This window comes from Erwinia sp. Eh17-17, assembly GCF_039675725.1.
Lineage (GTDB): Bacteria > Pseudomonadota > Gammaproteobacteria > Enterobacterales > Enterobacteriaceae > Erwinia.
The window spans coordinates 823483-848778 of record NZ_JBDFQT010000001.1; the positions used below are offsets into that span (position 1 = coordinate 823483).

The following is a 25296-nucleotide window of genomic DNA, read 5'->3' on the forward strand; positions in this document are numbered from 1 at the left end:
TAGTACCAGGTGACTTAAATCAAATGCGCAAATAAGCGATGAAACGCCACAGTACTCAGGCCATAGCCTGGCAAATCCGTCACAGCTACCCAGCGGCAGACAAGCCGGCCGCCGCCGGTCATCACCTTAAACGGGCAATATCACCGGAGGTAATCGCGTCCAGATTCCGGGTGATTTTCTCCACTGGCCAGTCCCACCAGGCAATAGCCTCCAGCCCGGCAATCACCTCGTCACTGAAGCGGGTGCGGATCACCTTCGCCGGATTGCCGCCGACAATGCTGTAGGGCGGAACATCAGACACCACCACCGATCGCGAAGAGATAATGGCACCGTTGCCGATCTTTACGCCCGGCATAATCAGGCTCTCATAGCCAAACCAGACATCATTTCCGACGCAGGTATCACCTTTGTAAGGCAGATCGCCGGGCTGCGGTGCCGCGCTTTCCCAGCCGTGGCCAAAAATAAAGAAGGGATAGGTCGAAAGGCCAGAGGTCTTATGGTTGGCGCCGTTCATGATAAATTTCACCCCGCGCGCCAGCGCGCAGAACTTGCCGATAATCAGCTTGTCGCCAATAAACGGGTAGTGATAGAGCACATTGCGCTCGAACCCTTCTGAATCCTCCGGGTCATCATAGTAGGTATAGTCACCAATGATGATGTTTGGGTTAGTGACGCTGTTTTTGATAAAGCACACCTGCGGGAAGTCCGGCAGGGGGTGTTTTTCGTCGGGATCGGGTCCGTGCATTAATGCCTCCTGGACGGGTAAAGTAAAGAGAGTGTAATTCAGAGGATACCGAACCCCCTAAGCTGTATTCACGCGAACAGTGACGTTATGATAGCAGCGCCAAATCCGGCAGAGGAGAATTCGCCATAATGTTGTATCGTTTTACTCTGGCAGCTGTCGTTGCCGCCACCACGCTGACAGGTTGCGCTGCCTTTAAATCTGCATCGGGTACCGCCCCTGTTTCAACAGCGACGCAGGCTGCTGATACGCCCGCTGCTGCTGCTCCGCCTGCGCAACCCGTACAGCCAGAACAGTCCGCACAGACCGAACAGCCTGCTCAGGCTGAACAGCCGGTACAGACGCAGCCGATCACCGCGCCCGGAGCCGTGACCGAATCCGCCCCGGCTCCGGTGGCAGAGCCGGCGCACGCAGAGACGCAAACCAGCGCAGCGCCGGCAACGGCCGATGCGGCACCTGAAGCGCCAGCGGCAACCGCTGCGACCAGCACACCTGCTGCTGCCAGCGCTGCGTCGCCTGAAGCGCCAGTCAAAGAAGAGAAGATTTCCGCCGCTGAAAGCACCAAAGCCGTCGCGCCGTTCAGCAGCGGTCCGACGCAGATTGACGTTTCTCATATCGTCACCCGTGCAGACGATGGTTCTTCGATCACGCTGACCATTGACGGTACTGAAGCGGGCATCCTGAAGCGCGGTGAAAAACGTGCGGTGTTTGTTGAGCCGGGGACGCATAAAGTGGGCGGCTATGTGCAGACGCTGTTCGGCCTGGGGCGCGTAACGATTCCGCCGGTAGAGATCACCACCACGCCGGGTAAAGTGAAGAACGTGTCTTACTCTGTGACCCGAACCCGGCCCGCCTTCACCGAAGCGAAAGACAGTACCAGCACGCCGGGCTGACCGCTTTTCGCTGTGCTCAGACCATAAAAAAGGGCGATCCAGAGGATCGCCCTTTTTACGTCAGATAAACTTACAGCGCCATATCGTGCTGTGGGCTCTCTGCGCGTTTTTCCGTCTGAGCAGGCGCTTCCGTCTGCTTGTGGTCCATATCGATAACCGGTGGCTTAACCAGCTGCAGGGTGGCTGCGGTATCATCCCACACCTGCTGAGTCAGCGCGCTGTTGCCATTTAACTGCTGGCCATAGCTCGGCACGATGGTACGGATCTTGCTCTGCCACTCTGGTGAATTGAACTGCTCCGGGAACAGCTTTTTCATCACGTTCAGGGCAATCGGTGCCGCCGTTGATGCACCAGGAGAGGCACCCAGCAAGGCCGCCAGGGTTTTCTGCTGATCGGTCACAATTTCAGTACCCAGCTTCAGCACGCCGCCTTTATCTTCATCTTTCTTAATAATCTGCACGCGCTGACCGGCCTGGATCAGTTTCCAGTCTTCTTTCCGCGCAGCCGGGTAGTACTCTTTCAGCGCTTCAAAGCGGTCGTCGTCATCCAGCATCACCTGGCCAATCAGGTATTTCACCAGATCGAAATTATCCATGCCCACGTGGGTCATTGGCATAAAGTTGCTGGTGGTGGTGGTGCTTAACAGATCGAACAGCGAGCCATTTTTCAGGAACTTGGTCGAGAAGGTGGCGAACGGTCCAAACAGTACCACGCGCTTGCCGTCAAGGAAGCGGGCATCCAGGTGCGGAACGGACATCGGTGGCGCGCCAACGGAAGCCTGACCGTACACTTTTTCGGTATGCTGTTTGGTGATCTCCGGGTTTTCAGTGACCAGGAATGAACCCCCTACCGGGAAGCCAGCGTAGTTATCTGCTTCCGGGATACCGGTTTTCTGCAGCAGTTTAAGCGCGCCGCCGCCGGCACCGATAAACACGTATTTCGCATCAACGCTGTGCTCTTCGCCGCTTTTAACATCGGTGATGGTCACATGCCAGGTGTTATCGGCATTACGTTTGAAGTCCGTGGCTTCTGCTGACGTTTCCAGCGTAAAGTTTTTGTCTTTCTTCAGGCTGCCAATCAGCTGACGGGTAATTTCACCGTAGTTCACGTCCGTCCCGACCGGCGTCCAGGTGGCAGCGACTTTCTGCTGCGGATCGCGGCCTTCCATGGTCAGAGGTGCCCACTGTTTAATCTGGTTCTGGTCAGTGGAGAACTTCATGCCCTGGAACAGGGTGGTCTGCTGCAGCGCTTCATAACGCTTAGTCAGGTAGTTGACGTTAGTGTCACCCCAGACCAGGCTCATATGCGGCGTGGAATTAATAAATGAACGCGGATTATTCAGGATGCCGCGCTTCACCTGAGCGGTCCAGAACTGGCGGGAAATCATAAACTGTTCATTGATATCCAGCGCTTTGCTGACATCAATAGAGCCGTCCGGGCGCTCCGGAGTATAGTTCAACTCCATATTGGCAGAGTGACCCGTACCGGCGTTATTCCAGCCGTTAGACGATTCAAGCGCCACGCCGTCCAGCTTCTCGACCATCAGCTGTTTCCAGCCCGGCTGCAGTTCCTGTAACCAGGTCCCTAAGGAAGCGCTCATGATACCGCCACCGATCAATAGTACGTCGGTTTTCTGCGTTACCGGTGTTTCAGCCCAGGTACTGGTGCAAACCAGCAGCGCTGACAAAGAAAGCAGGGGAATCGTTTTTTTTGAGTAAGACATAGCAGTATGAATATCTATATAAGTTTAAAAAATTGAGGGTGATATTTTAACGAAATTGATTAGAAAGTTAAGGAATATTTGGATATTTTAAATGTAGCACTCTTTTTAGGGTTAAATTTAACATTCAACTAATTCAAATTAATCCATAAATTCTATAAAAATCAAATGTTTGATAAAATAATAAATATACTCACAGTGAGCCATGTTATCGGCAGGAATATAACAAGCTTGCGCTTACTCTAATTACATAAGTCTGAAAATAATTAATAAATCATGATACTTTTTTAACCGTCATGATAATTAGTGGATCGAGGCCGGATTGAATAAAAATAAGTCCGGCGGAGAGTTTTATCAATAAGTGTCATTTCCGGCGCTTAATTCAGCGGGCTTGTAATCTTTTCAGGATCGGCGCAAATTCTGGCGTAGCCTTGCGTGGGACCGTGTCAGGCAGGTTTTTTTCCACCGCCTGCCAGTATTTCCACGGCACTTTCTGGTGGCCAAGCTCATAGTCCATACCATCCCAGGCGTCTTCACGAAAGCTGTAAAATGCCCAGTGCGCCCGGCGGCGATCCAGCGCCAGTAACACATCTTCCAGCCAACGGGTACACCCTTGCAGCGTGCGGACACAGCCAAATTCACCGGCAACAATACGGTTTGCCGGAAGCTGATGTTGCTCAGCCCACTGATACGGCGCGTCCATCCACTGTGTCACGGTGCTGGCATCCCACGCTACCCGCTTACCGCCAAAGGTCACCTCACCCGGATAGACAAAAGGGGTGACGCGGCGGGCGTTGGGCGCGCTGGTAAAATCATAGGGTTCATACATATGGAAGCTGTATAACACCCGACTATCGCTGAGCGGGGCAGACCAGCCGGAAAAACCGCGCGCGGACGCATACCAGCCGCCGTCAACCATCAGCGGCGTTTTGCTGTCAACGCTGCGGATGGCGCTAATCACCTGCTGATAAAAAGCAGGCAGGTCACGCGCGCTGCCGTGCTGTTGCTGATACCAGTCACGCAGCTGTTGCACCGACGCCTGTTCGCTGAGGCCGCTGGTCTTTTCCGGTGCCGGTTCATTGACCAGATTATAGGCGGCGATACCCGGCTGATCTTTCAGTGCCAGCGCCAGATCGCGCCAGAAGCGAGCCGCCGACGCCCAGCGTTTTTTATCCTGCCACAGCCGGTCGTCAAACTGCCCGCCGTTATTTTGCGACCAGCGCATCCACGGCAGTGACAGAGGGGCGATCACCACTTTCAACCCGGCTTTGTCTGCCCGCGTCAGGACCTGCTTCAGCGTGGCGAGATCGACCTGCGAAAGCTGCTGGTAATTATCCGCATCGCCAATCAGAAAATCCCGGCCTTCAGGTTGCCATTTATCCCATGAAATCCGCACCCAGCTGGCACCATAACCCCGCAGGCTGTCAAAGTAGGCCTGATCCGGCGGCAGACGGTTAAAGCTGTTACCGCCGTGGCGGGGGGTATCCCAGAAGGTGATTAAATCCGCCGCCTGCACGGTCACCGGCAGCAGCGCGGCCAGCAATATCATTCGCATTTTCATCATTAATTCCCTTTTGTTTGGTTGCCGGAGTTGTACCTTATCTGGCTCAAATCAGGACCATTTTTTAATCATAAATCCGTATCACTTCACGCATTTAACGCGCGACGGCAAAAAACTTCATCACTGGACGCTGCCCCGACAGGCAAATTTCACCTGTCCAGACAGTTATCACTCACCGCATATCTCTTACAGGAAATAGTTAATTAAATGTGTTTTTATTCGATGATGAATGGGGGGGGTTAAGGCCATTTATCACACTTATCTCATCATATCTCACAGAAAAGTCCGTTAGAACAATATGATTTCATTCAGTGGTTTAACACAAATTAAATGGAATTTTCTTATATATATCATAAAGAAAGGATCTTGCGCCTTCCGCTGAAATTGCTATATTGCCGTGCTGGCGGCTAAACGGAAGTGTCGCGCCGGGTGGTCTCTTATCATAATTGATGATTAAAAATTATTAATGAAATATAGAGCCGGGCAATATCAGCCATAGGTAAACTTCAGCGATTAATTATTCAGGTGACATGTTTTCAAGGAGCGAAAAACAATGGTCATGACCCATTTCATGCAAACCGCAGCATCTGCCATTGCTGGCACGCTTAACCGTTATCGGCTGGATATTCCTTCCTGCACGTCGCCTCTGGACGTTGAGGACTTCAACGGATTGGAAGCTCTGAGTGAGAATTATCACTACGAGATTCACTTTACCAGTCCGGATAAAGATATCGACGCCGCCTCTATGCTGCGTAAAGCCGCCACCCTGACGATGGGGACCGGGGTACTGACCCGCCTGAGCGGCAAAAAAATCGTCCACGGCTATATCACTGACTTTCGCCGCCTGTCCGGCTCAGCCGATCAGGCGGCTTATCTGATCGTTATCGAGCCTTACCTGGCGCTGCTGCATAAGCAATATCGTACGCACCGCTTCTTTGTGAACCGTTCGGTGCGCGAAGTGGTTCAGCAAATCATGCAGGAGCACGGTTTCCACGACTGGGAGTATGAATTCAGTCTGAAGCAGGATTATCCGAAGCGCGGGCAGATCAACCAGTATCAGGAAAGTGACCTGCAGTTTATCCGGCGTATTCTCAGTGAAGTGGGCATCTTTTACTGGTTTTCGCTCCAGCCGGATACGCAGACCGAAGTCATTCATTTTGCCGACAGCCAGAGTGCGCTGACCTTTGGTAAAAAGCTGCCGCTCAGCAGTCCCTCAGGCATGAGTGACTCAGGAAAAGAGTCAGTCTGGGGGCTGAACATTATCCACAACGTGGTAGAGGCGGGCGTCACCAGCAAAGATTATAACCACCGGGACGCCCACCGCATCCTGCGTTCGGCTCCGGCTGATATGACGCGCGGTGAGGGTGAAGATATCAATTACGGCCAGGTCTATCACTACCGCCCGCGCCATTCCGAACGCGGCGACAAATTCACCCCGACGGCAGAAACGGCAAATTTCTACGCCCGGCTGGACCATGAGCGTTTTCTTTCCCGGCAGGTGCTGATTACCGGGGTCTGTAACGACGCAATGCTGGGGCCGGCCCAGGAGCTGACCGTTACCGACGGCGCGGTGGCGACGCTGCCCGCCGTGCTTCAGGAGCCGTTAGTGATTACCCGCATCCACGTGACCGCCAGCCGCAAGTCGGCGCTGAGTTCATCATTTACCGCCGTACCCTGGAGCGAAACCGTCTGCTGGCGGCCGGCACTGCTACCGCGGCCAAAAGTCAGCGGCACTATGACCGCGCGCGTGACCAGCGCGAAAAAGCAGGATAGTTACGCGTGGCAGGACGACGCCGGCCTGTACCGCGTGATGTTCGATGCGGATGAAGATGGCCGCGCTCCGGGGCAGGAAAGTATGCCGGTACGCCTGGCGAAACCCTACGGCGGCTACAGCTACGGCATGCACTTCCCGCTGATCCAGGGTACGGAAGTGGCGATCGCCTTCCACGAGGGTGACCCGGACCGGCCGTATATCGCCCATGCACTGCACGACTCGCGCCACCCGGATCACGTGACCGCTGACAATAACACCCGCAACGTGATCCGTACCGCCGGGCTGAACAAGCTGCGTATGGAGGACAAGCGCGGCGAGGAGCACATCAAGCTCAGCACCGAGTACGGCGGTAAGACGCAGCTCAATCTGGGGCATAACGTTGATAGCAAACGCGTGCTGCGCGGTGAAGGAGCAGAGCTGAGGACCGATAAGCATCTCTCGCTGCGTGGGGGGGCCGGGGTGTTTATCACTGCAGATCGGCAGGCTGACGTTGACGGGCAGATGCTGGAGATGGAAGAGGCCGTCCGTCAGCTGGAACAGGCTCTGGCGCTGGCGCGCAGCATGGCCAAAGCAGCAGCCACAGCGAGGGGCACACAAGGTGATGTGGGCAGCCAGCAGCAGCTTAACGCCTCGCTACGCGATTTAACCTCACCGGGAATGTTGCTGCACGCACCGCAGGGGATCGGTATGGTCAGCCCCCGCTCGCTGCGTATTGCATCGGGAGGGGAAAGTGTCGGCATCATGTCAGGCCACAATACGGATATCAGCACCGGGCAGTCATTTACCGTGGCAGCAGGTGAGGCGGTGAGTCTGCTGGCAGGCGGGCAGGGCATGCAACTGCTGGCCGCAAAGGGCCGGTTGGCGATCCAGGCGCAAAGCGATGCGTTATCCCTCAGCGCGCAAAAGGATATCGATATCCAGAGTACAGAAGGCAGGATGACGATCTCTTCGGCTCAGGAACTGGTCCTGACCTGCGGTGGGGCGTATATAAAGTTAAGCGGTGGCAATATCGAACTGGGCGCACCGGGTAATATTCTGCTGAAATCCGTTAACGCGCAAAAGATGGGACCGGCCAGTATCAATGTCACGCCGAAGCCCTTACCCACAGGCTATGGCGGCGGATTCATTCTCACCGATGAGGACGGAATACCACAGCCATCAACCCCCTACTGGATCACTACGGCAAAGGGCGAAGTCCTGCAGGGTGTCACCGACGCTGATGGCAAAACAGTTGAAGTGAATACATTAAGACCCTCTGCGATGAAGGTGGAGTTTGGCAAAACCAAAAGAAGCGCCGATCGGCAGGAAAGCCAGGGAGAGGAAAAATGACAGAGTATCAGGGATTCGACGTTGATGACGCAGAGCACAAAACCACCATTCACTATAACTGGAAAACGGTGGTCGGAAAGAAAAAACCGCTGCGCGGCATCACCCTGACCATTGGCCTGTTCTTCGATGGCACGGGTAATAACCGCGAAAATACGGCGTCACGCCTGCTGAAGTTTAACCAGTGCAGCGCGCCCCATCTGGGGATTAATCAAAAAGATGCGCAGAGCTGCCAGGACTTTCTCGACTATATCAATAAGGACCGTTTTTCCAACGGCAGCTATCGGGGATATTACTCAAATATTCACTGGTTAAATCAGCTTTATAAACCAGACCAGTCTTTGTCTGAAGAGCAAACCAACGCGCAAATTAAAACCTACATATCCGGAATAGGTACCGCAGCGGGGGAATCCGACTCCTCAATCGGTATGGGAACAGGCAGCAGTCTTCTCGACGTGTTTGAAGGGGTGATAACCAAAACCGATGAGGCTATAAAGGGGTTGACCAGTGCAGTCGCTGAGTTTATGGATTTTAATCCTGATGCCGATTTCTGTATTGCAAAAGTGATGTTTGACGTATTTGGATTCAGCCGGGGAGCCGCCGCGGCGCGCCACTTTGCAAACCGCGTGATGGATCAGGACCCGGCCATTGCCGGCGCCATTTCGGCAGGGCTGAAAGGGGATTTTTACGACGGTAAACCCTCCGGAGAGGTGCGTTTTCTCGGCCTCTTCGACACCGTGGCGGCCATTGGCGGCATCGGTAACTTCTTCGATATCAACGGACGCAGCAGCCTGCGGGTCAGGCTGGAGCTGCCCCCGTCAGTCGCGCAGAAAGTGTTCCAGATTACCGCCCTCAACGAATACCGCTATAACTTCAGTCTGAACAGTATTCAGGGCATGTGGCCAGAGCTGGCCCTGCCGGGGGCGCACTCCGATATCGGTGGGGGTTATAACCCGGTGGGGTCGCCGCTGCAGGAAAATGAGAGCCAGTTTATCACCTGTCCGCAGTTTGAAACTGTCAGCGACGATACCCGGGAAATCGACACCCGGGTGTACCGCAGGGCGGAGCAGGCCAGAGAACAGCTGATTACGCTGCCAGCATTCAGGCTGCTGGTGCCCCACTGCAAAATCACCACCAAAACCTGTTCCGTTGGCATTGTGAGCAGTCAAAGCCGGCGCAGCGGCATGATCGAAAAACAGGTCGGCGCGGCGGTATTTCTTGAGCGCACGGCGATCCCCAATGACTGGGCGAAGGTCAGCCTGCGCGTGATGCTCGATGCCGCTCAGGAGGCAGGGGCGCTGTTTAGCCCGATCGACCCGGAAAACCCAGATACGAAGCTTCCCGCAGAACTCATTTGCCTGGCTGATAAAGCCGTTGCCCAGGGCAAGGCCGTTCGCCTTGGACGGACTCCTCAACCATTTACGCATGATGACCTGCTGACTATCGGGCGCTATATCCACTGCTCAGCCAACTGGAACATCGAGTCAGACCGGAACTTATGGGTTGACCCTGAAAGCGGTGAGATCTTTATTCACCGCTTTGGTCCCAAAGAAGATAAGGCGTTTGTCTGCCCCAATAAGCCCGCCGAGGGCTGGGTCCGTTCGGTGTGGTATATGGACGATCAGCAGAAACTGCATGACAGTGCAAAAACAGGGCTCACCACACCGGTAGATTAATCGACCCCGGATAAGGATATACCAATGATGAAAAGTCGTATCGCCCTCTGCCTGCTGGCGTTGTTGACGGGCTGTACCGGGCCGGGAACAGTGCCAGACACCACCGAATGGGGCTATAAAAAGCTGCCGTACAGGGAGTGGAAGTTTCTGTTTATCTACCCGAAAGCGCTGCCCGCCCTGGCCACCGGGGCGCTGATGGTGGACGGCGCGGGCTACAAGACCACGTTCCAGTACGTCGATAATACCGAAGCGAGCAGTGTCAGCGTCGGGCGCTGGAATGAGCATCTGGGCGCCACGCAGGCTTACTACAACAAAGGCAGGGCGCTGCCGCTGATGCTGCGCTTCTGCTGGGACTCGGTGATCGATAAAAAAAGCTATGAAACCCAGGTGAACTTCAGCGCGGGCACCTGGGAGCAGATGACCACCCTGTATACCGACAGCTACCGACCGGATGAGCAGTACTACCGTTCTGTCATGATTATTGGCCTGGCGCCGGGCGGCAGGGTGAGCGTATGGCTGGGTGACAGGGGGGACCCGGTGGTGGCGCAGTCGGATGCGAAAATCACCACGGTATCAGGCGAACAGATGAAGATGTGCAGGGGCGTGACCAAACATCCTGATGGTTATGTTTATTACGGGGACACACCTGAGTTTATCAAAGGCAAAACCTATCCCTACGGCAGCTGGTAGGCGTGGCATCAGGGTACAAAAATATACCCGCTGGATGATTTCGTGGCTGGGGCTGCCAGCAATAGGTTTAATCAGCAGCAAGGGGTTGACAGGGCCGACCTGCATCAGGTCGGCCCTGTCACGATCAGCCCAGCGCCAGCGCCGCAGTTAATCCGGCAATCTCCTGGCGCAGTCGCGCCTGTAGCGCCGGTTTCTGATGGCGCGGTTTACGCATCAGCTCCGCTGCCAGCTGCTGTTCCAGCGCCACCAGCTTTTCCAGCAGGTCGTCTTCATGCGAAACGGTCGGGGCTTCTTTCACCTTCAGTGCGCTGTCCTGCTGCTCCGGTAACGCCGCCGACATCGCCGTATACAGCGCCCCGACGTCGTGCCACTCACTAATTTGCCCGTCTGCGACCCACCAGAAACGATTGCAGCTGGCGGCGATCAGCTCGCGATCGTGGCTGACCAGTAGCACGGCACCCTCAAACTGGCACAGCGTTTCCGCCAGCTGCTGTTTACCGTCCATATCCAGATGGTTGGTGGGTTCATCGAGCATCAGCAGCGCATAGCGCGCCAGCGACAGTCCGACGAACAGCAGCCGTGAACGCTCGCCGCCGCTTAGCGAACCGACCTGCTGCTGATGGCGTGGCCAGGTAAACCCGGCAGCGATAAGCGCCATCTTGCGCTGATCGTCGGTTAACGGTGCAAAAGGCAGCAGGGCATCCGTCAGGCTGTCATCATCATTAAGCTGATGGAGCTGCTGATCGTAGTAGCCGATGGTCAGCCGGGGATGGAAAACCACCCCCACGGGTAACTGGAGCCACGACTGCCACAGCGTTTTCAGCAGCGAAGACTTACCGCTGCCGTTGGCGCCGAGAATGGCGATCCGGTCGCCGCTTTTTACCCGCAGATTATCCAGCACATACAGCGCCGGGGCTTCAGGCGCAGGGCGCACTTGCAGCCCGCTGAATTCCAGCAGCCGGTCAGCGATCAGCTTCTCGCCGTTAAGCCGCAGCGTCCACGGCGTTCCGGCACTGAGGATGGTTTGATCGTCGCGCAGCCGTTCTGTCTGCTTCTCCATCTGCTTCGCCTTGCGCGCCAGTTTTTCGTTATCATAAACCTGGCCCCAGACCGCCAGCCGCTTTGCGCTTTTTTCCAGACGGTCGATCTCCTTCTGCTCAGACTGGCGGCGCAGACGGTCGCTTTCATCGCTCAGCGCCAGCTCTGCCAGCGCCTGGCTACAGGGCAGGCGAACGACATGCAGGGTGCCATCCCGCAATATCCAGCTGCAGTTGGTGACGTTATCCAGCAGCGGCCTGTCGTGCGACACCATAATAAAACTGCCGCGCCACTGTTGCAGAAACCCCTCCAGCCACAGCAGGGTCGGCAGGTCGAGGTGGTTACCCGGTTCATCGAGCAGCAGCAGGTCGGGCTGCATAATCAGCGCCCGTGCCAGCATCAGTCGGGTATGCTGGCCCCCGCTCAGGGTGCTGACCGCCTGGTCCCAGCCCGTGCTGGCAAAGCCCAACTGTTCCAGCAGGCGTTCCACCTGCCACCGTTCGCTGACGCGCTGTTCCGCCGGCAGTTTTTCTGCGACGGCCTCACACAGCGACAGGCGGGCGATCGCCGGTGACAGATGCTGTTCCGTCACCGCCAGCAGGCAGCGGCCAGAGCGGGTAACTTCACCCTGCGTAGCGGCCAGCGTGCCCGCAAGCAGACGCAGGAGGGTACTTTTACCGCAGCCGTTATAACCAGTCAGCCCGATGCGGTCACCCTGTCTCAGGGTAAAGGTGATATCGGTAAACAGTGGCCCCTGCGGGGTATCAAAACGAAGAGAGTGTGCAGAAAGTAAGGTATTCATTGCTTGATCCAGAGTTACAGGCAAAGAGATGCCCGTCGTCAAAAAACGCTGACGACAACCCGGAAAGCCGGAGGGAAGGGAATGACAGAGTTAAGCTTCGCTCAGGCAGGAGTTATCGCAGCACGATGCCGGAAACGCCTGAGATAAGCCAGTCGCCAAGAGTCTGTGAAAATTTTTTCATTTCACGATCGATCATGGGGGCCTCCTTATTTTTAGGTTAGGGGTTAATAAGTGCTCAGAGTGTAGCAAATTTAATTTTTTTTTCGAATAGAAAGCGGCTCTCGTGCGTTAACTCGTTATCTTCCACAACCACAGGAAAGCGCATGCGACGTCTTTAATGCCGCCGCTCCTTTCCTGTTAACAGGGTTAACATCATGAATAAACTGACATTAACAATGACACTCCCGGCCATACTGCTGGCACTGTATGCCCCGCTGACGCTGGCAATGGGGGATAACAGCAGCGAGAGCAAAACGCCGGACTGCCCGAAAGGCCAGGTCTATGACAGCAACAGCAAACAGTGCGTACCGGAGAAAACCAGCCGCCTCAGCGACGATGATAAAACCCGTTACGCCTATCATCTGGCAAAAAAAGGGGAGTATCAGTCGGCGCTCAACCTGCTGGATACCCTGAAAAACCCGGATACGCGCGAAGCCTGGAATTACCGGGGTTATGCCACACGTAAACTGGGGCGCACGGATGAGGGAATCAGCTATTATCAGCGTTCAGTGGCACTTGACCCCCGCTATGCCAGAGTGCGCGAGTACCTGGGTGAAGCCTGGATGATTAAAGGGCGGCCAGACCTGGCGCGGGCGCAGCTTGCCACGATTAAGTCGCTGTGCGGCGTGAATTGTGAAGAGTACCGGGATCTGCAGGCCGCCATTAACGGCCATCCTGAATCCTGACGGTTAACCGACGCGGAGGGTGAGAAAATCACCACAACTGAAGTCCGACAACAGCTGGCAGCCCATCTCCCGCGCCTGTGGCGTTACGGAATGGTGCTGTCGCACAATCGTGATGTGGCCGAAGAACTGGTGCAGAGTACCTGCGTCCGGGCGCTGGAGCGCAGCGCCCAGTTTACTCCGGGAACACGCATTGACCGCTGGCTGTTCACGCTGCTGCACTCCATCTGGATCAATGACCTGCGGGCACAGCGTGTGCGTCTCGGGCAAGGATTTGTCGACAGTGACGATCTTCACGCCCCGGATACCCGGCAACGCGACGACGACCGTCTGCACTATCAGCAGATCATGGCGCGCGTTGGAAGGCTACCGGAAGCCCAGCGCAATGCGCTATTTCTGGTCTATGTGGAAGGTTTTACCTATCAGGAAGCGGCGGACACGCTGTCGGTGCCGATTGGTACGATCATGAGCCGTCTGGCGGCGGCAAGGGCCACGCTGGCCCGCGCAGATGCCGCGCCGGCGGGTACAAAGGAGAAACATCGTTGAGTACACAACGTTTTAGCGCACCTTACAGCGATGAGGCCATTGTCGCGTGGCTCGACGGTGAAATGACCACGGAAGAGCATCAGTCGTTTGAACAACGGCTCAAGCGCGACCAGGCGCTGGCGGCGCGTACGGCAGAGATGATGAAAACCAATCAGCCCTTTGCCGAAGCCTTTGACGCCATGCTGGACAGCGCCCCGACCGCGCGTATGCAGGACAACCTGGAAGAACTGCTGGCAAAAACGCCGCAAGCGGCGCCGCACGGGCAGGTCAGCCGACGGGCGCTGATTGCCGCATCACTCAGTTTTCTGCTGATCGGCTCTGGTTTGGGGTATGTTGCGCGGCCCGACCACGCGCGGCGCGAAAGTGAAAAGATCCGCGATCTGGAATCTCAGTACATGTCGCTATACAGTCCTCAGACGCTGGTCGATGTTGACAGCTCCGCCGCGCTTATTGAACGTTCGCTGGCCCGCACGGCCGGACAGATGGGGCTGCATTTAAGCCAGCAGCAGCTGATGTTGCAGGATGCCGAACTGAAAAGCATCCGCCTGCTGCGCTATGATGACACCCATATTGTGCAGATTGCCTGGCAACATCAGCAGTATGGGCCCGTGGCCCTGTGTGTCTCTGATGAAAGCCATGAAAACTCAACGCCGGTCGAGGCAGAACAGCGTCACGGCATGAATGTGGCCTGGTGGCACGCGGGGGGCTATCAGTTTGTGCTGATTGGGCGCAGCCCGGCAGCGCGGCTGGTCGAAAGCGCAGGACGGTTACGTCAGGGGTTGCGCGCTGTGTGATAATGCAGGGAAGTGGTTGCTCAGGCAGCGGCGGATATGCCAGGGTGTAACCTGTCCTGTCACCTGAGGAGTCATCACTGTGAGTTCACATCCCATCCGTCAGATCATCGAAGCCTGTGACCGCGCCATCACTGCGCAGGATTACGATAGTCTGATGCATCATTACGCAGAAGATGCCGCGCTGGTAGTGAAGCCCGGCATGACGGTCAGAGGCCGTGACAACATCCGCAAAGCGTTCATTGCCATCTCTGACTATTTTCAGGGGCAGCTACGCGTGGAGCAGGGCCAGATGCAGGTGATTGAAGGGGGCGGTGATGCGCTGGTGATTATGGAAACTGTGCTGCACTACCCGGACGACCTGGGCGGAACGGTGACCACCCTCCGCCGGGCGACCTATGTTTTTCGCCGGGAGGAGGACCGCTGGTGCTGTACTGTTGATAACTCCTGGGGCACGGACCTGCTGGATCATCAGGATGGTGCAGGAGCGAATTAAACGGTCTTACAAAGAACATTTTTTAAGGAGAGAAAAGTGAAAACGATGAAAGCCGCAGTAGTCAAAGCCTTTGGTAAACCGTTGGTCATCGAGCAGGTGCCGATCCCGCAAGTCGGGCCAGGCCAGCTGCTGGTCAAAATTGTTGCAACCGGTGTCTGTCATACCGACCTGCATGCAGCAGAAGGTGACTGGCCGGTAAAACCGCAGCCGCCGTTTATTCCGGGCCACGAAGGCGTCGGTTTTGTGGTAGCGGTAGGTGAAGGCGTCAAACATATAAAGGAAGGTGACCGCGTGGGCGTCCCCTGGCTCTATTCCGCCTGTGGCCACTGCGAACACTGTCTGGACAGCTGGGAAACCCTGTGTCACTCGCAGCAAAACGCCGGTTACTCGGTGAACGGCACCTTTGCGGAATATTGCCTGGCCGATGCGAACTACGTGGGCATTCTGCCGGATAACATCGGTTTCAACGAGATCGCGCCAATCCTCTGTGCCGGCGTCACGGTGTATAAAGGACTGAAGATGACCGAGGCCAGAGCAGGGGACTGGGTAGTGATATCCGGGATCGGCGGGCTGGGCCACATGGCGGTGCAGTATGCGGTGGCGATGGGCTTCAACGTGGCAGCCGTTGACATCGACGATGAAAAGCTGGCCTTTGCCAGACGTCTGGGGGCCAGCGTGACGGCCAACGCTCTGCACGTTGACCCGGCAACAGTATTTAAAGAGGCCTTCGGCGGCGCACACGGCGTGCTGGTCACCGCCGTTTCACCGAAAGCCTTCGAGCAGGCGACGGGCACGCTGCGGCGCGGTGGCACCATGGTGCTGAACGGTCTGCCGCCGGGCAAATTCGATCTGTCGATCTTCGACATGGTGCTGGACGGCATTACCGTGCGCGGTTCGATTGTCGGCACGCGTAAAGACCTGCAGGAAGCGCTCGATTTCGCCGGGCGTAATAAGGTCGCCGCCAGTATCTCCGTCGAGCCACTGGAGAACATCAACGATATTTTTGCCCGCATGCACGCCGGAAAAATTGAAGGCCGTATCGTCGTCGATCTGGCGCTGTAATCCGGTGCTTTAAGCCAGCAGCGGCGGGCATCCGCCCGTTCGTTACCACAGGCATAGCGCGATGCTATGCCTGTTCGCAAAAGGTAAAGTAACAGTGATATCATCGGACAGATACCCACACTGCAAAGCCCCGCCTATGACCCTGACCCTGCAAGATATTGATCACCTGAATATTATCGCCCACTGGCTGGCCGTCAATGATGCGGACAGCGATCGTCAGGCTCTGCGCGCTGACCTGATGATCCTCGCCGGAAATGCGATCCTGCCGACCATTGACGGCGCGTTTGCGCTGATGGTGCAGAACGACATGCCGGTGATACTCAGCGGCGGCGTCGGGCACTCCACCGCGCTTCTCAGGAGCGTGCTGCATGAAGCGCAGGTGGTGAGCCACGCGGAAAGCGAAGCCCGACTGCTGGCCGACGCTGCCGTGCAGCGCTTTGCTCTGAGCGCCGACCGGCTGATGATTGAAGATCAGTCGCGCAACTGTGGCGAGAACGCGGCTTTCAGCCGCAGAACCCTGCAGGCACGCGGGCTGACGGCACAGCGCATTCTGCTGGTCCAGGACCCGCTGATGCAGCGCCGGACGGCCGAAACTTTTCATCACGAGTGGCAGCGACACGGGCTGGCGGTGGATTTCATCAGCTGGCCGGTGTTTGTGCCGCAGCTGGTCATCCAGGACGGCGAGCCGACGATTGGCGGCGCGGGTTCACAGCAGGGGCTGTGGTCGCTGGATCGCTATGTGGCGATGGTGCTGGGCGAAGTGCGGCGGCTGCGTGATGACAAGCAGGGTTACGGCCCCCAGGGGCTGGGGTTTATCGGCCACGTGGATATTCCCCATGCGGTGGAACACGCCTGGCAGCGACTGATGGCGCAGCCTGAGCTGGCAGATGAGGCTCGCTGAATTGACCGAACCCGACCTTAACTTACTGATCGCCCTGGATGTGCTGCTGGCGGAAGTCAGCGTGGCGGCAGCGGCGCGGCGTCTGGGCCTGAGCGCCTCCGCCATGAGCCGCACGCTCAGCCGCCTGCGCAGCGTCACCGGCGATCCCCTGCTGGTGCGCGCCGGGCGCAAAATGGTGCTGACGCCGTGGGCCGAAGCGATCCGCGAACGCAGCCAGAATGCGGTTTTTGAAGCCCGCGCCGTGCTGCGACCTGCCGTCAGCGAACTGCATCCTGCCAGCCTTGAGTGTACCTTCACGCTGCGCGCCAACGACGGTTTTGTCGACGCTTTCGGCCCGTCCCTGATCGCCGCGGCAGCGTCAGCTGCGCCGGGGGTGTGCCTGCGTTTTGCCCCAAAACCGGAAAAGAGCGTGAAACCGCTGCGTGAAGGCCGGGTGGATCTGGAAATCGGGGTGGCGGGGGAGATGGGGCCGGAAATCCGGCTTCAGGCGCTGTTCCGCGATCGGTTTGTCGGCGTGGTGCGTCACGGGCATCCGCTCTCGCTGATGCCTGCGGTCAGCATCAGCCAGTATGCCGGCTGCGGGCATGTGGTGGCGTCACGCAGCGGACGCACGGGCGGACCGGTGGATGAGGCGCTGGCGCAGTGTGGACTGCAACGGCAGGTGCAGGCCGTGGTGCCTGGGTTTCCCGCCGCGCTGGCAGTCGCCCGCGCCTCGGATCTGGTGGCACTGGTCCCGGCCTCCTTCATGCTCAGTCAGCCCGACGGGCTGCTGTACATGTTTGAACTGCCGGTAAAAACCCCGGTGATTACCGTCTCGCAGATGTGGCACCCGCGCTCAGAAGCTGACCCGGCTCACAGCTGGCTGCGCCAGCTGCTGCTGACCGTGTGCCGTCAGCGCGTACCGGGATGACGGACACCGGGCAGGCTCAGGGCTACGCCAGTCGCTTGGTTAAATAGTAGCGCTGCATGCCGGGATTGGGAAAATCCTCCAGGGTCATCTGCAGGCTGTAGCCCTGTTTTTGATAAAAGGGCAGCGCCTGAAAGCTGAAGGTATCCACCAGGGCCTGTTGCGCTCCTTTTTTGATGCCTTCCTGTTCGGCCGTATGCATCAGCAATGAACCCAGCCCGCTGCCCCTGGCTTCTTCACTGACCCATAAATACTCAATATTGAGCCAGCCTCCGGCTTTCATGGCAATCAGCCCCCCCTGCAAAATACCTTCCTCGTTGCGGCTGAATACGCCCACGTCCCCCCAGTTGTCTTTATTAAAAAACTGGCGGTTATAACTTCTCAGACCGGCGAGCAGGTCATTTTTATCGCTATCTGAAAGTTTTTCAACAACCGTTACGTCCATGATTCACCCTGAGTTGACAATAAAAAAAGAGCAGTGGCCGTTAACCATAGTAGAGAGTTAACGTTCTGAACAGGTTGAATATCATAATATTTTTAATCTCAAATGCCACTCACAAATTGTTACCATAAGGTGACAGTAAAGTAAGTAAATAAACTATTTCCCCCTCGCTACCTGCCGATAACTGAGCGATTTACTAAAACAAGCGTCGTTCAAAGAAGGAAGTTATCTAATGAAAAAGTTGTTTGTTTACTTTGAAAATATGGCCGTTGGAAAAAAGTTGATGTCGGGTTTTGGACTGGTTCTGATCCTGAGTATTGCCGTCGCCCTGTGCGGCATTAAAAGCCTGGATGATATTGGCGATCGCGCCGGTAAAGTGCGGATGCTGAAAATACTCACCGACCAGTTCGCCTTAGCGAAGGATGCGCGCCTGCAGTATATCAAAACACATGATGAACAATTTATCAGCGCCAACGATCGGCACCTGCAGCAGGTTGAAGCGCAGATTAACGAACTGAAACAGCGCCACTGGAGCGAGGAGAAGCGCTCACTGATTAACAGTCTGACCGGGTATATTGCGGTGTATCGCGACAAACGTGCAGAAACGGTGCTTGAAACCCGGAAGCGCGGCCAGATAGCAGAGGGGCTTTCCATCAGAGATGAAAAAGAGGCGATGGTGAAAATAACCGCAGCGTATGCCGGCCAGCCAGCGTTTACCGCAGCGGAATCTGCTCTTTCCGAGGTGATCAAACATCTTGACGGTGTATCAACCCGTCTGATGTTGCTGGAGTTGCAGAATAGCGAAGCGGCGCAGAATGCTTTATCAGGCTTCATGGCTGAATCGCTTCAGCTTATACAGGCCGTGTCTCCCCAGCTGAAGCCTGAAGACCGGGAACGCCTGCAATCGGTCATGGCCGGTCTGGCGAAGAAAAAAGAAACCGTCGCCAGCTATCGTGCCTCGTTCCTGGCGGAGCAGGATGCCACCCGTGCGCTGGCGGAAGCCGGGCTGAAGCTCACCTCAATCAGCGGGCAGCTGTTTGAACAGGAAATTGACTCCACGCAGGCCGATATCCGGCAGGCTATTTTATGGATGGCGGTGATCCTGCTGACGGCGGTCCTGATGGGCATCATCATCACGGTGGTGATGACGCGGCAGATCACTAAACCTCTGTCTGCCATCCTGATGTTCACCCAGCGTATTGCCTCCGGCGATCTCAGTATGCATCTGGAAACAGCGCGCCGCGATGAGATGGGCAAACTGACCAATGCTATCGGTGGCATGAATGATGACCTGCGCCGTATCATCAGCGACATCCGCAACGGTGTCTCACAGGTTAACCTGGCCTCGGCTGAAATCGCTGCCGGTAATCAGGACCTGTCGGCCAGGACGGAAGAGCAGGCTGCCGCGCTGGAACAAACGGCCGCCAGCATGGAGCAGCTGACCGCCACCGTTAAAAATAACGTGCAGAACATCCATCACTCCACCAGCCTGGCGCATACCACCGCTTCCATCGCCAATAAAGGCGGTAGCATTGTGACTCAGGTGACGGAAACCATGCGCGCTATCACGGCCAGCTCGGTAAAAATCAATGACATCACCACCGTGATCAACAGCATCGCGTTCCAGACCAATATTCTGGCGCTGAACGCGGCCGTTGAAGCCGCCCGCGCCGGAGAACAGGGGCGCGGCTTTGCCGTGGTGGCCACGGAGGTCAGGAATCTGGCGCAGCGCAGTGCGGAAGCGGCAAAAGAGATCGGTGCGCTGATTGAAGATTCGGTGAAGCAGATAGACTCCGGCGCGGTACTGGTCGAGCAGGCGGGGGGAACAATGCGTGACATTGTCACTTCAGCTGAGAGCGTTACCGGGATTCTCAACGAGATCGCCCAGGCTTCTGAAGAGCAGAACAGCGGTATTTCGCAGGTGGGCGTGGCCATCACAGAAATGGACAATGTGACCCAGCAAAATGCCGCGCTGGTGGAGCAGTCCTCATCCGCCGCCAATGCGCTGCGCGATCAGGCGGAGACCCTGCTACATTCCGTTTCGCGCTTTACCACTCACGCCTGAGTTACGTTGTCACCTCAGAGCCCGGCGCGGGTGCATTCAGCAGCGCCGGGCTGTTCACGCTAAGACACGGTGAGGCCAGGCCACGGCCGGGATGCCGTTAAGCAGCGGTCTGGCAAACAGATACCCCTGGAAATGCTGAATCCCTGCCGCTTCCAGCCAGCGCCATTCAGCGGCAGTCTCCACGCCTTCGGCCACCACGGTAATCTCCAGCGATGCACAGCAGTTGATGATGGCTTTCACAATCGCCTGTTTCGGACCATCCGTCTGAATCGCTTCAATCAGGCTGCGGTCAATTTTCAGCTTGTCGGGCTGGAGCCTGGCCAGCAGGGATAAACCGGCAAACCCCGCGCCAAAATCATCAATGGCCAGACTGATGCCGGCATAGCGCAGCTGATGGATGGCCTTCTCAAACTCATCAAAACGCGAGATAAATTCATCTTCGGTCACCTCCACCACCACCTGTTCAGGCACCAGCCCGTTGCGGCGGATCTGTTCCAGCAGAATATCTACCGCAGAGGGCACCTCCACCAGCGACATCGGGCGCAGATTCACGGCAATCTGCGCGTTGCCGATATCCAGCTGGCTGGCCAGAGCGAAGGCGGCATTTTTCGCATGCAGATCGGCCTCATAGAGTTTTTCGGCCGGGATGGACGCAAAGTAGTCAGCGGGTGACCCGCCTGATGGACTGCGGATTAACGCTTCCAGATAGCCGATGGTGTGAGTTCCGGGGTTCACTACCGGCTGCAGCGCAAACCGGCAGCTTTCTGCAGAGGCTCCGGGCTGGTGCACCTGCATCGACTGTGGCTCACAGTCAAACCGCCAGTCGTGGCTGTCATCGGGGAGGGAGAGATGATTTTTACGCGGCCCGGTGACAAAGGTTTTAATAAATTTGAATACCCGGTCACCGTAAGTGAGCGGGTATTTCGCGGTCCCCCGGTTGAGGACTTTTTCCAGGATGACGGCGGGCGAGCCATTGCGCATATCAATGACTTCCATACCCAGCCTGCCGAAGCGGCGTTCGGGAGCGTAATCACGCATCAGCTGGACAATCTGCGTATGACGCGGATCGCGGCGTACCCGGTTAAAAACGGTATCAATGGCGTCAGAGGAGCCTTCAAGGATCTGTAAAAAATAGTCCCCGTCGAACAGCAAAATGCCGGTGACGCTCACTTTCTCATTAAAACGCTGGGCTTTTCCCGCCAGCTGCGCCAGAAAATGTACGCTGACGCTTCTGCACAGGCGACTTCGGTAAATAAGCGTCGTTAACATACGTTCCTGACCTGATTGACCTGGAATAGGCTTTTTCTGAAAGTTGAATTTATCGCAGAGTGATAACCGGTCGCAAGCAGACACTGATAATAAGCAATCAGGTGGTAAAAAACCGGCCCTGGGGCCGGCTGAGGTCACATACCAGTCATTAACGCTATTGCAGCCTGCCCGGCCAGGGGGAAATACCGGGTCAGGGGAGGTGGAAACTCACCTCCGGATTACCCCTGGTGGGCATCGAATATTTTCCAGGTCTCGGTTAAATCGACGACCTGCCGCGTTTTGCGCGCTTCATCTATTTTAATCGCCGTCAGTCCCGCTTCCAGCGCATCCACCACCGACACCTTCAGCGGTGTGCCGTGGGTAATATGCTTAACAATCTCTTCGGCCATCAGCGCATCGGCACCATAGTGGCCATCGTAAGCATTGCCGCTGTAGGCGGTATCAACCTCTTTTTCCCCGGTACGGGCATTGTGTACGCGAAAGTAGTTGCGCACAAAATCCCCTTCGGCCATGCCGTCCGTGCCGATGACGCAGAAGCGACGAAACTCGTCGGGGACGTTAAGGTTGGCATGAAAAGAGAGCGTGGCACCGCTGGCATATTCGATAATCGCCGTCTGGTAGTCGATGATATCGGCATCGCTGTCGAACACGGCGTCAGTACTGGCCCAGCCGCTCGGTTTTACGTGATACACCTCAGAACTCGCCGTGACGTCGCCCTGAGGGGCATGGGCAGGCGTAAACGACTTGCGGCCGCCAAAGCTGGCCACCCGCACCGGGCGTTCGCCCATCAGCCCCTGATACAGATCGATATCATGGCAGCATTTTTCCAGAATGTAGGGGCCGGCATACTTCTCGAGACGGCGCCAGTCGCGCTGGAAGAACGCACCGTGATAGGGTTTGATGTGCTCGGTTGCCTCAATCGAGGTAATTTCACCCAGCTGATGGGCATCGCGTGCCGCCAGCAGGTCGTGATACAGCGGCGAATAGCGCAGTACCAGCCCGACCAGAATGCGATCCTTCCCGTACTCGCGTACCAGCTTTGCCATCTCCATGGTCTGCGCTTCGTTGATCACCACCGGCTTTTCCGTAAACACCCGGTAACCCGCCGCCAGCGCCTGACGAATATGCTCCAGATGTAAAAAGTTGGGTGACCCCACCAGAATCAGATCGAGATCGCCGTGCTGCAGCAGGGCGTCCGTGGAGTCGTATGCCGTTCCGGCAGGAATGCCAAAGCGCTGCAAATTCGCCAGGCCCGCCGGGGCGGGATCGTAGTAACCAGCCAGTTCAAACGTTGCATCGGCTTTGCTGAATTCGTGAACCACATGGGACAGGCGAAAACCCAGACCGATAATGCCTACTTTCATGTTAAAACCCCTGACGGAATGCATGAGCGTGAGCGAACAGTTAGCCAACCGGTAAAGGGCGGGTCAGCTGGAGATTATCTGACCACCAACTTATTACGACAGAAAAAGTAATGTCAACAACCCCACCTGTTTTTTCGCAGTGTGAATAAATTATGATTATGATTTTGAACAGATTTAATAAGTCCGAATTTCGTCATATTTATTTGTTATTGCGATTTAAGTTTTTTTCACCTATCGTTCGGACACAAATAACACCACGATTCACCTGGGTTAAGTTGGGAGGAAATGCGTGCACTCTGATTATCTCCTCGGGATTGACGGCGGAGGCACGCGTAGCCGTGCGCGGCTGACAGATAAAACCGGCACCGTTCTGGCCGAAGTGACCGGCGGCCCGGCCAATGTCTGGTCAGACTATGCTTGCGCGATGACCAGCGTCGATCGGCTGATTGCTCAGACGATCGCGCAAGCGGACCTGCCGCCGGAGGCGCTGGCAAAAACCGCGCTGGTCGCGGGCCTGGCCGGGGCAAATGTGGCTTCCGTGCAGGCTCAGCTCGCGCGCTGGCAGCCTGCCTGCGCCAGTTTACAGGCGATCACCGATGTGGAGATCGCCTGCGTCGGTGCGCACGCCGGGCAGCCCGGCGCGGTGTTTATTGTCGGTACCGGCAGTCAGGGCGCGGCCTGGGACGGGAAATGCTTTACCCTGCTGGGCGGCTGGGGTTTTGCCCTGTCGGACCAGGGGTCCGGGGCTGAACTGGGTCGCCGGGTGCTGCGCCAGGCGCTGCTGGCTCACGAGGATATCGTCGCCAGAACGGACTTCACCCAGGCGGTGATGGCACGCTTTGACCACAGTGCCGAAACCATGCTGCTGTGGACGCGTACCGCCACGCCCGGCGACTGGGCCAGCGTGGTGCCTGAGGTGTTTGCGGCTGCGGCAGAGCAGGACCCTCATGCCGTGGCGCTGGTGCGTCAGACCGCCGGGGATATTGCCCTGATGGTACGACGCCTTTTGCGCAGCAGCAGCGGCGGCATCGCCCTGATGGGGGGGCTGGCTGAACCGGTGGAACGCTGGCTGGATGATGACATCCGGGCGCTGCTGGTGACCCCGCAGCAGGACGCCCTGGCCGGGGCGCTGCACCTGGCCCACCATAACGCTTTACGCTCTGACACAAGGGAACTATGACAGCGCCAAACGTGACCGCGCGCATTCTGCGCCTGATTGTTGAAAATGCCCCGATCAGCCAGTCCGACCTCAAGGTGCGGACCGGGCTGAGTATGTCCACCGTTTCCCAGGCCACTAACCGGCTGCTGGATCAGGAAATTATTCAGGAGCTGGGACTGAAGCGTGTCTCAATGGGGCGGCCGAAAACGCTGCTCGGCCTGAATGCCGAACGCGCCAGCGTGGTCGGCATTCAGCTTAACGCCGAGCGCAACCTCATCGTGATGACCGATCTCAACGGTAACCTGCTCGGCGAACAGCAAATCCCCTCCGGTGCCATGACGCCACGCCAGCTCAGCGATGCGCTGGCGAAGTTTTTGCGCGGCGTGGAAGGGAAACGGGTCGGTGCCATCGGCCTGGCGCTCTCCGGGCTGGTGGACGCTGAGCAGGGGCTGTGTCTGCGTTCGAACGTGCTGGACTGGGATAACGTGCCGATTGCGCAGATGCTGGAAGAACGTTTCTCACTGCCGGTGTTTATTGAGAATGACGCCAACGCCATGGCGCTGGCCGCCATGGTGTTTGGTCAGCTTGGTAACGTGCAGTCTGCGGTGATTGCCACCTACGGCAAAGGCATCGGGGCCGGGATCCTGCTGGATCGTCAGCTCTATCGCGGCCGGCACGGCAAGGCGGGGGAGATTGGCCATGCGCTGCTGGGCGACGGTTCGCTGCGGCTGCTGGAAGAGGTCGCCTCTTCTAAAGCTATCCTGCAGCGGCTGTCGCCCGGCGTGGAGCCGAAATCCCTGACGCTGAAGTCACTGGACAGCAATCCCAGCCAGCAGGCGCTGGACGCACTGGAGGAGGCGGGGCGGCACCTGGGGATGTCGCTGGCCAACCTGTCGATCGCCTACGATCCCGACGTGGTGTATCTGGCAATGGAGCCGCAGATGGCCTCACGCATTCTGCTGGACCATATCACCCTGAACTTCCAGGCCTACCGGCTGAAGCTGACGCCGCAGACCACGCCGCTGCAGTTTCTCACCGAATCCAGCCGCATGTGGGCGCTGGGCGCCGCCGGATTCGCCATCAACAAGCTGCTGGATCTGCTGGCCACCGAGTAGTGGCTGACCTTTTTTTCCGGTCAGCCTGATTTTTTTGTGGCTGACCTTTTTTTTC

At 57.0% G+C, this 25296-nt stretch carries 21 protein-coding genes; 14 read left to right on the forward strand and 7 right to left on the reverse strand.

Annotated features, from left to right (window positions below):
- Positions 1 to 121: 121 nt before the first annotated feature.
- Positions 122 to 745 carry a Vat family streptogramin A O-acetyltransferase gene (locus ABEH87_RS03645; protein ID WP_346573975.1) on the reverse strand — a complete coding sequence of 208 codons (624 nt, stop codon included), beginning with the start codon at positions 743 to 745 and terminating at the stop codon, positions 122 to 124.
- A gap of 128 nt (positions 746 to 873) precedes the next feature.
- Here ABEH87_RS03645 and ABEH87_RS03650 point away from each other — a divergent pair, with 128 nt between their 5' ends.
- On the forward strand, positions 874 to 1635 hold the full coding sequence (locus tag ABEH87_RS03650) for a hypothetical protein (RefSeq protein WP_346573977.1): 762 nt from the start codon (positions 874 to 876) through the stop codon (positions 1633 to 1635).
- 70 nt (positions 1636 to 1705) lie between these two features.
- Here ABEH87_RS03650 and mqo read toward each other — a convergent pair whose 3' ends face one another.
- Entirely contained in the window at positions 1706 to 3358 is a 1653-nt protein-coding gene (mqo, locus tag ABEH87_RS03655; protein ID WP_346573979.1) for a malate dehydrogenase (quinone), read from the reverse strand.
- A 379-nt stretch (positions 3359 to 3737) separates the two neighbouring features.
- Complete coding sequence (locus tag ABEH87_RS03660; RefSeq protein WP_346573981.1) at positions 3738 to 4919, reverse strand: cellulase family glycosylhydrolase; 1182 nt, start codon at positions 4917 to 4919, stop codon at positions 3738 to 3740.
- A gap of 550 nt (positions 4920 to 5469) precedes the next feature.
- Here ABEH87_RS03660 and vgrG point away from each other — a divergent pair.
- The 3 genes from vgrG to ABEH87_RS03675 are packed head-to-tail and all read left to right on the forward strand — an operon-like array spanning position 5470 to position 10382.
- Positions 5470 to 8019: a type VI secretion system tip protein VgrG gene (vgrG, locus tag ABEH87_RS03665; RefSeq protein ID WP_346573982.1), complete on the forward strand. Its 2550-nt coding sequence runs from the start codon at positions 5470 to 5472 to the stop codon at positions 8017 to 8019.
- Entirely contained in the window at positions 8016 to 9692 is a 1677-nt protein-coding gene (locus ABEH87_RS03670; RefSeq protein WP_346573984.1) for a DUF2235 domain-containing protein, read from the forward strand. The genes vgrG and ABEH87_RS03670 overlap by 4 nt, the downstream gene beginning before the upstream one ends.
- Positions 9693 to 9716: 24 nt before the next feature.
- A complete protein-coding gene (locus ABEH87_RS03675; RefSeq protein ID WP_346573986.1) occupies positions 9717 to 10382 on the forward strand; it encodes a DUF2931 family protein in 666 nt (221 codons plus the stop codon).
- A 124-nt stretch (positions 10383 to 10506) separates the two neighbouring features.
- Here the strand turns inward: ABEH87_RS03675 and ABEH87_RS03680 are convergent, their stop codons facing one another.
- Positions 10507 to 12222 carry an ATP-binding cassette domain-containing protein gene (locus tag ABEH87_RS03680; protein WP_346573988.1) on the reverse strand — a complete coding sequence of 572 codons (1716 nt, stop codon included), beginning with the start codon at positions 12220 to 12222 and terminating at the stop codon, positions 10507 to 10509.
- Positions 12223 to 12596: 374 nt separating this feature from the next.
- On the opposite strand from ABEH87_RS03680, the gene ABEH87_RS03685 reads away from it, so the two are divergent.
- From ABEH87_RS03685 to ABEH87_RS03715, 7 genes are all read left to right on the forward strand, one after another.
- Positions 12597 to 13127, forward strand: a complete 531-nt coding sequence (locus tag ABEH87_RS03685; protein WP_346573990.1) for a tetratricopeptide repeat protein — start codon at positions 12597 to 12599, stop codon at positions 13125 to 13127.
- Between the two features lie 90 nt (positions 13128 to 13217).
- A complete protein-coding gene (locus ABEH87_RS03690; protein ID WP_346573992.1) occupies positions 13218 to 13670 on the forward strand; it encodes a sigma-70 family RNA polymerase sigma factor in 453 nt (150 codons plus the stop codon).
- Entirely contained in the window at positions 13667 to 14464 is a 798-nt protein-coding gene (locus ABEH87_RS03695) for a hypothetical protein (RefSeq protein WP_346573993.1), read from the forward strand. The genes ABEH87_RS03690 and ABEH87_RS03695 overlap by 4 nt, the downstream gene beginning before the upstream one ends.
- Before the next feature lie 79 nt (positions 14465 to 14543).
- Positions 14544 to 14957: an SgcJ/EcaC family oxidoreductase gene (locus tag ABEH87_RS03700; protein ID WP_346573995.1), complete on the forward strand. Its 414-nt coding sequence runs from the start codon at positions 14544 to 14546 to the stop codon at positions 14955 to 14957.
- A 45-nt stretch (positions 14958 to 15002) separates the two neighbouring features.
- Positions 15003 to 16019: an alcohol dehydrogenase AdhP gene (adhP, locus tag ABEH87_RS03705; protein ID WP_346574572.1), complete on the forward strand. Its 1017-nt coding sequence runs from the start codon at positions 15003 to 15005 to the stop codon at positions 16017 to 16019.
- Between the two features lie 136 nt (positions 16020 to 16155).
- Positions 16156 to 16920 carry a YdcF family protein gene (locus tag ABEH87_RS03710; RefSeq protein ID WP_346573997.1) on the forward strand — a complete coding sequence of 255 codons (765 nt, stop codon included), beginning with the start codon at positions 16156 to 16158 and terminating at the stop codon, positions 16918 to 16920.
- A 1-nt stretch (position 16921) separates the two neighbouring features.
- Positions 16922 to 17830: a LysR family transcriptional regulator gene (locus tag ABEH87_RS03715; protein ID WP_346574574.1), complete on the forward strand. Its 909-nt coding sequence runs from the start codon at positions 16922 to 16924 to the stop codon at positions 17828 to 17830.
- A gap of 22 nt (positions 17831 to 17852) precedes the next feature.
- On the opposite strand, the gene ABEH87_RS03720 is transcribed toward ABEH87_RS03715, so the two are convergent.
- The gene (locus ABEH87_RS03720) at positions 17853 to 18272 is read right to left on the reverse strand and encodes a GNAT family N-acetyltransferase (protein WP_346573998.1); all 420 of its coding nucleotides are present in this window, start codon (positions 18270 to 18272) and stop codon (positions 17853 to 17855) included.
- A gap of 229 nt (positions 18273 to 18501) precedes the next feature.
- On the opposite strand from ABEH87_RS03720, the gene ABEH87_RS03725 reads away from it, so the two are divergent.
- Positions 18502 to 20334, forward strand: a complete 1833-nt coding sequence (locus ABEH87_RS03725; RefSeq protein WP_346574000.1) for a methyl-accepting chemotaxis protein — start codon at positions 18502 to 18504, stop codon at positions 20332 to 20334.
- Between the two features lie 54 nt (positions 20335 to 20388).
- On the opposite strand, the gene ABEH87_RS03730 is transcribed toward ABEH87_RS03725, so the two are convergent.
- A complete protein-coding gene (locus ABEH87_RS03730) occupies positions 20389 to 21603 on the reverse strand; it encodes a diguanylate phosphodiesterase (protein WP_346574002.1) in 1215 nt (404 codons plus the stop codon).
- A gap of 218 nt (positions 21604 to 21821) precedes the next feature.
- Positions 21822 to 22967: a Gfo/Idh/MocA family oxidoreductase gene (locus ABEH87_RS03735; RefSeq protein ID WP_346574004.1), complete on the reverse strand. Its 1146-nt coding sequence runs from the start codon at positions 22965 to 22967 to the stop codon at positions 21822 to 21824.
- Between the two features lie 289 nt (positions 22968 to 23256).
- Between ABEH87_RS03735 and ABEH87_RS03740 the strand changes: the two genes are divergently transcribed.
- Entirely contained in the window at positions 23257 to 24147 is an 891-nt protein-coding gene (locus ABEH87_RS03740; protein ID WP_346574005.1) for a BadF/BadG/BcrA/BcrD ATPase family protein, read from the forward strand.
- Positions 24144 to 25241, forward strand: a complete 1098-nt coding sequence (locus ABEH87_RS03745; protein ID WP_346574007.1) for an ROK family transcriptional regulator — start codon at positions 24144 to 24146, stop codon at positions 25239 to 25241. The genes ABEH87_RS03740 and ABEH87_RS03745 overlap by 4 nt, the downstream gene beginning before the upstream one ends.
- The last annotated feature ends 55 nt before the right edge of the window (positions 25242 to 25296 follow it).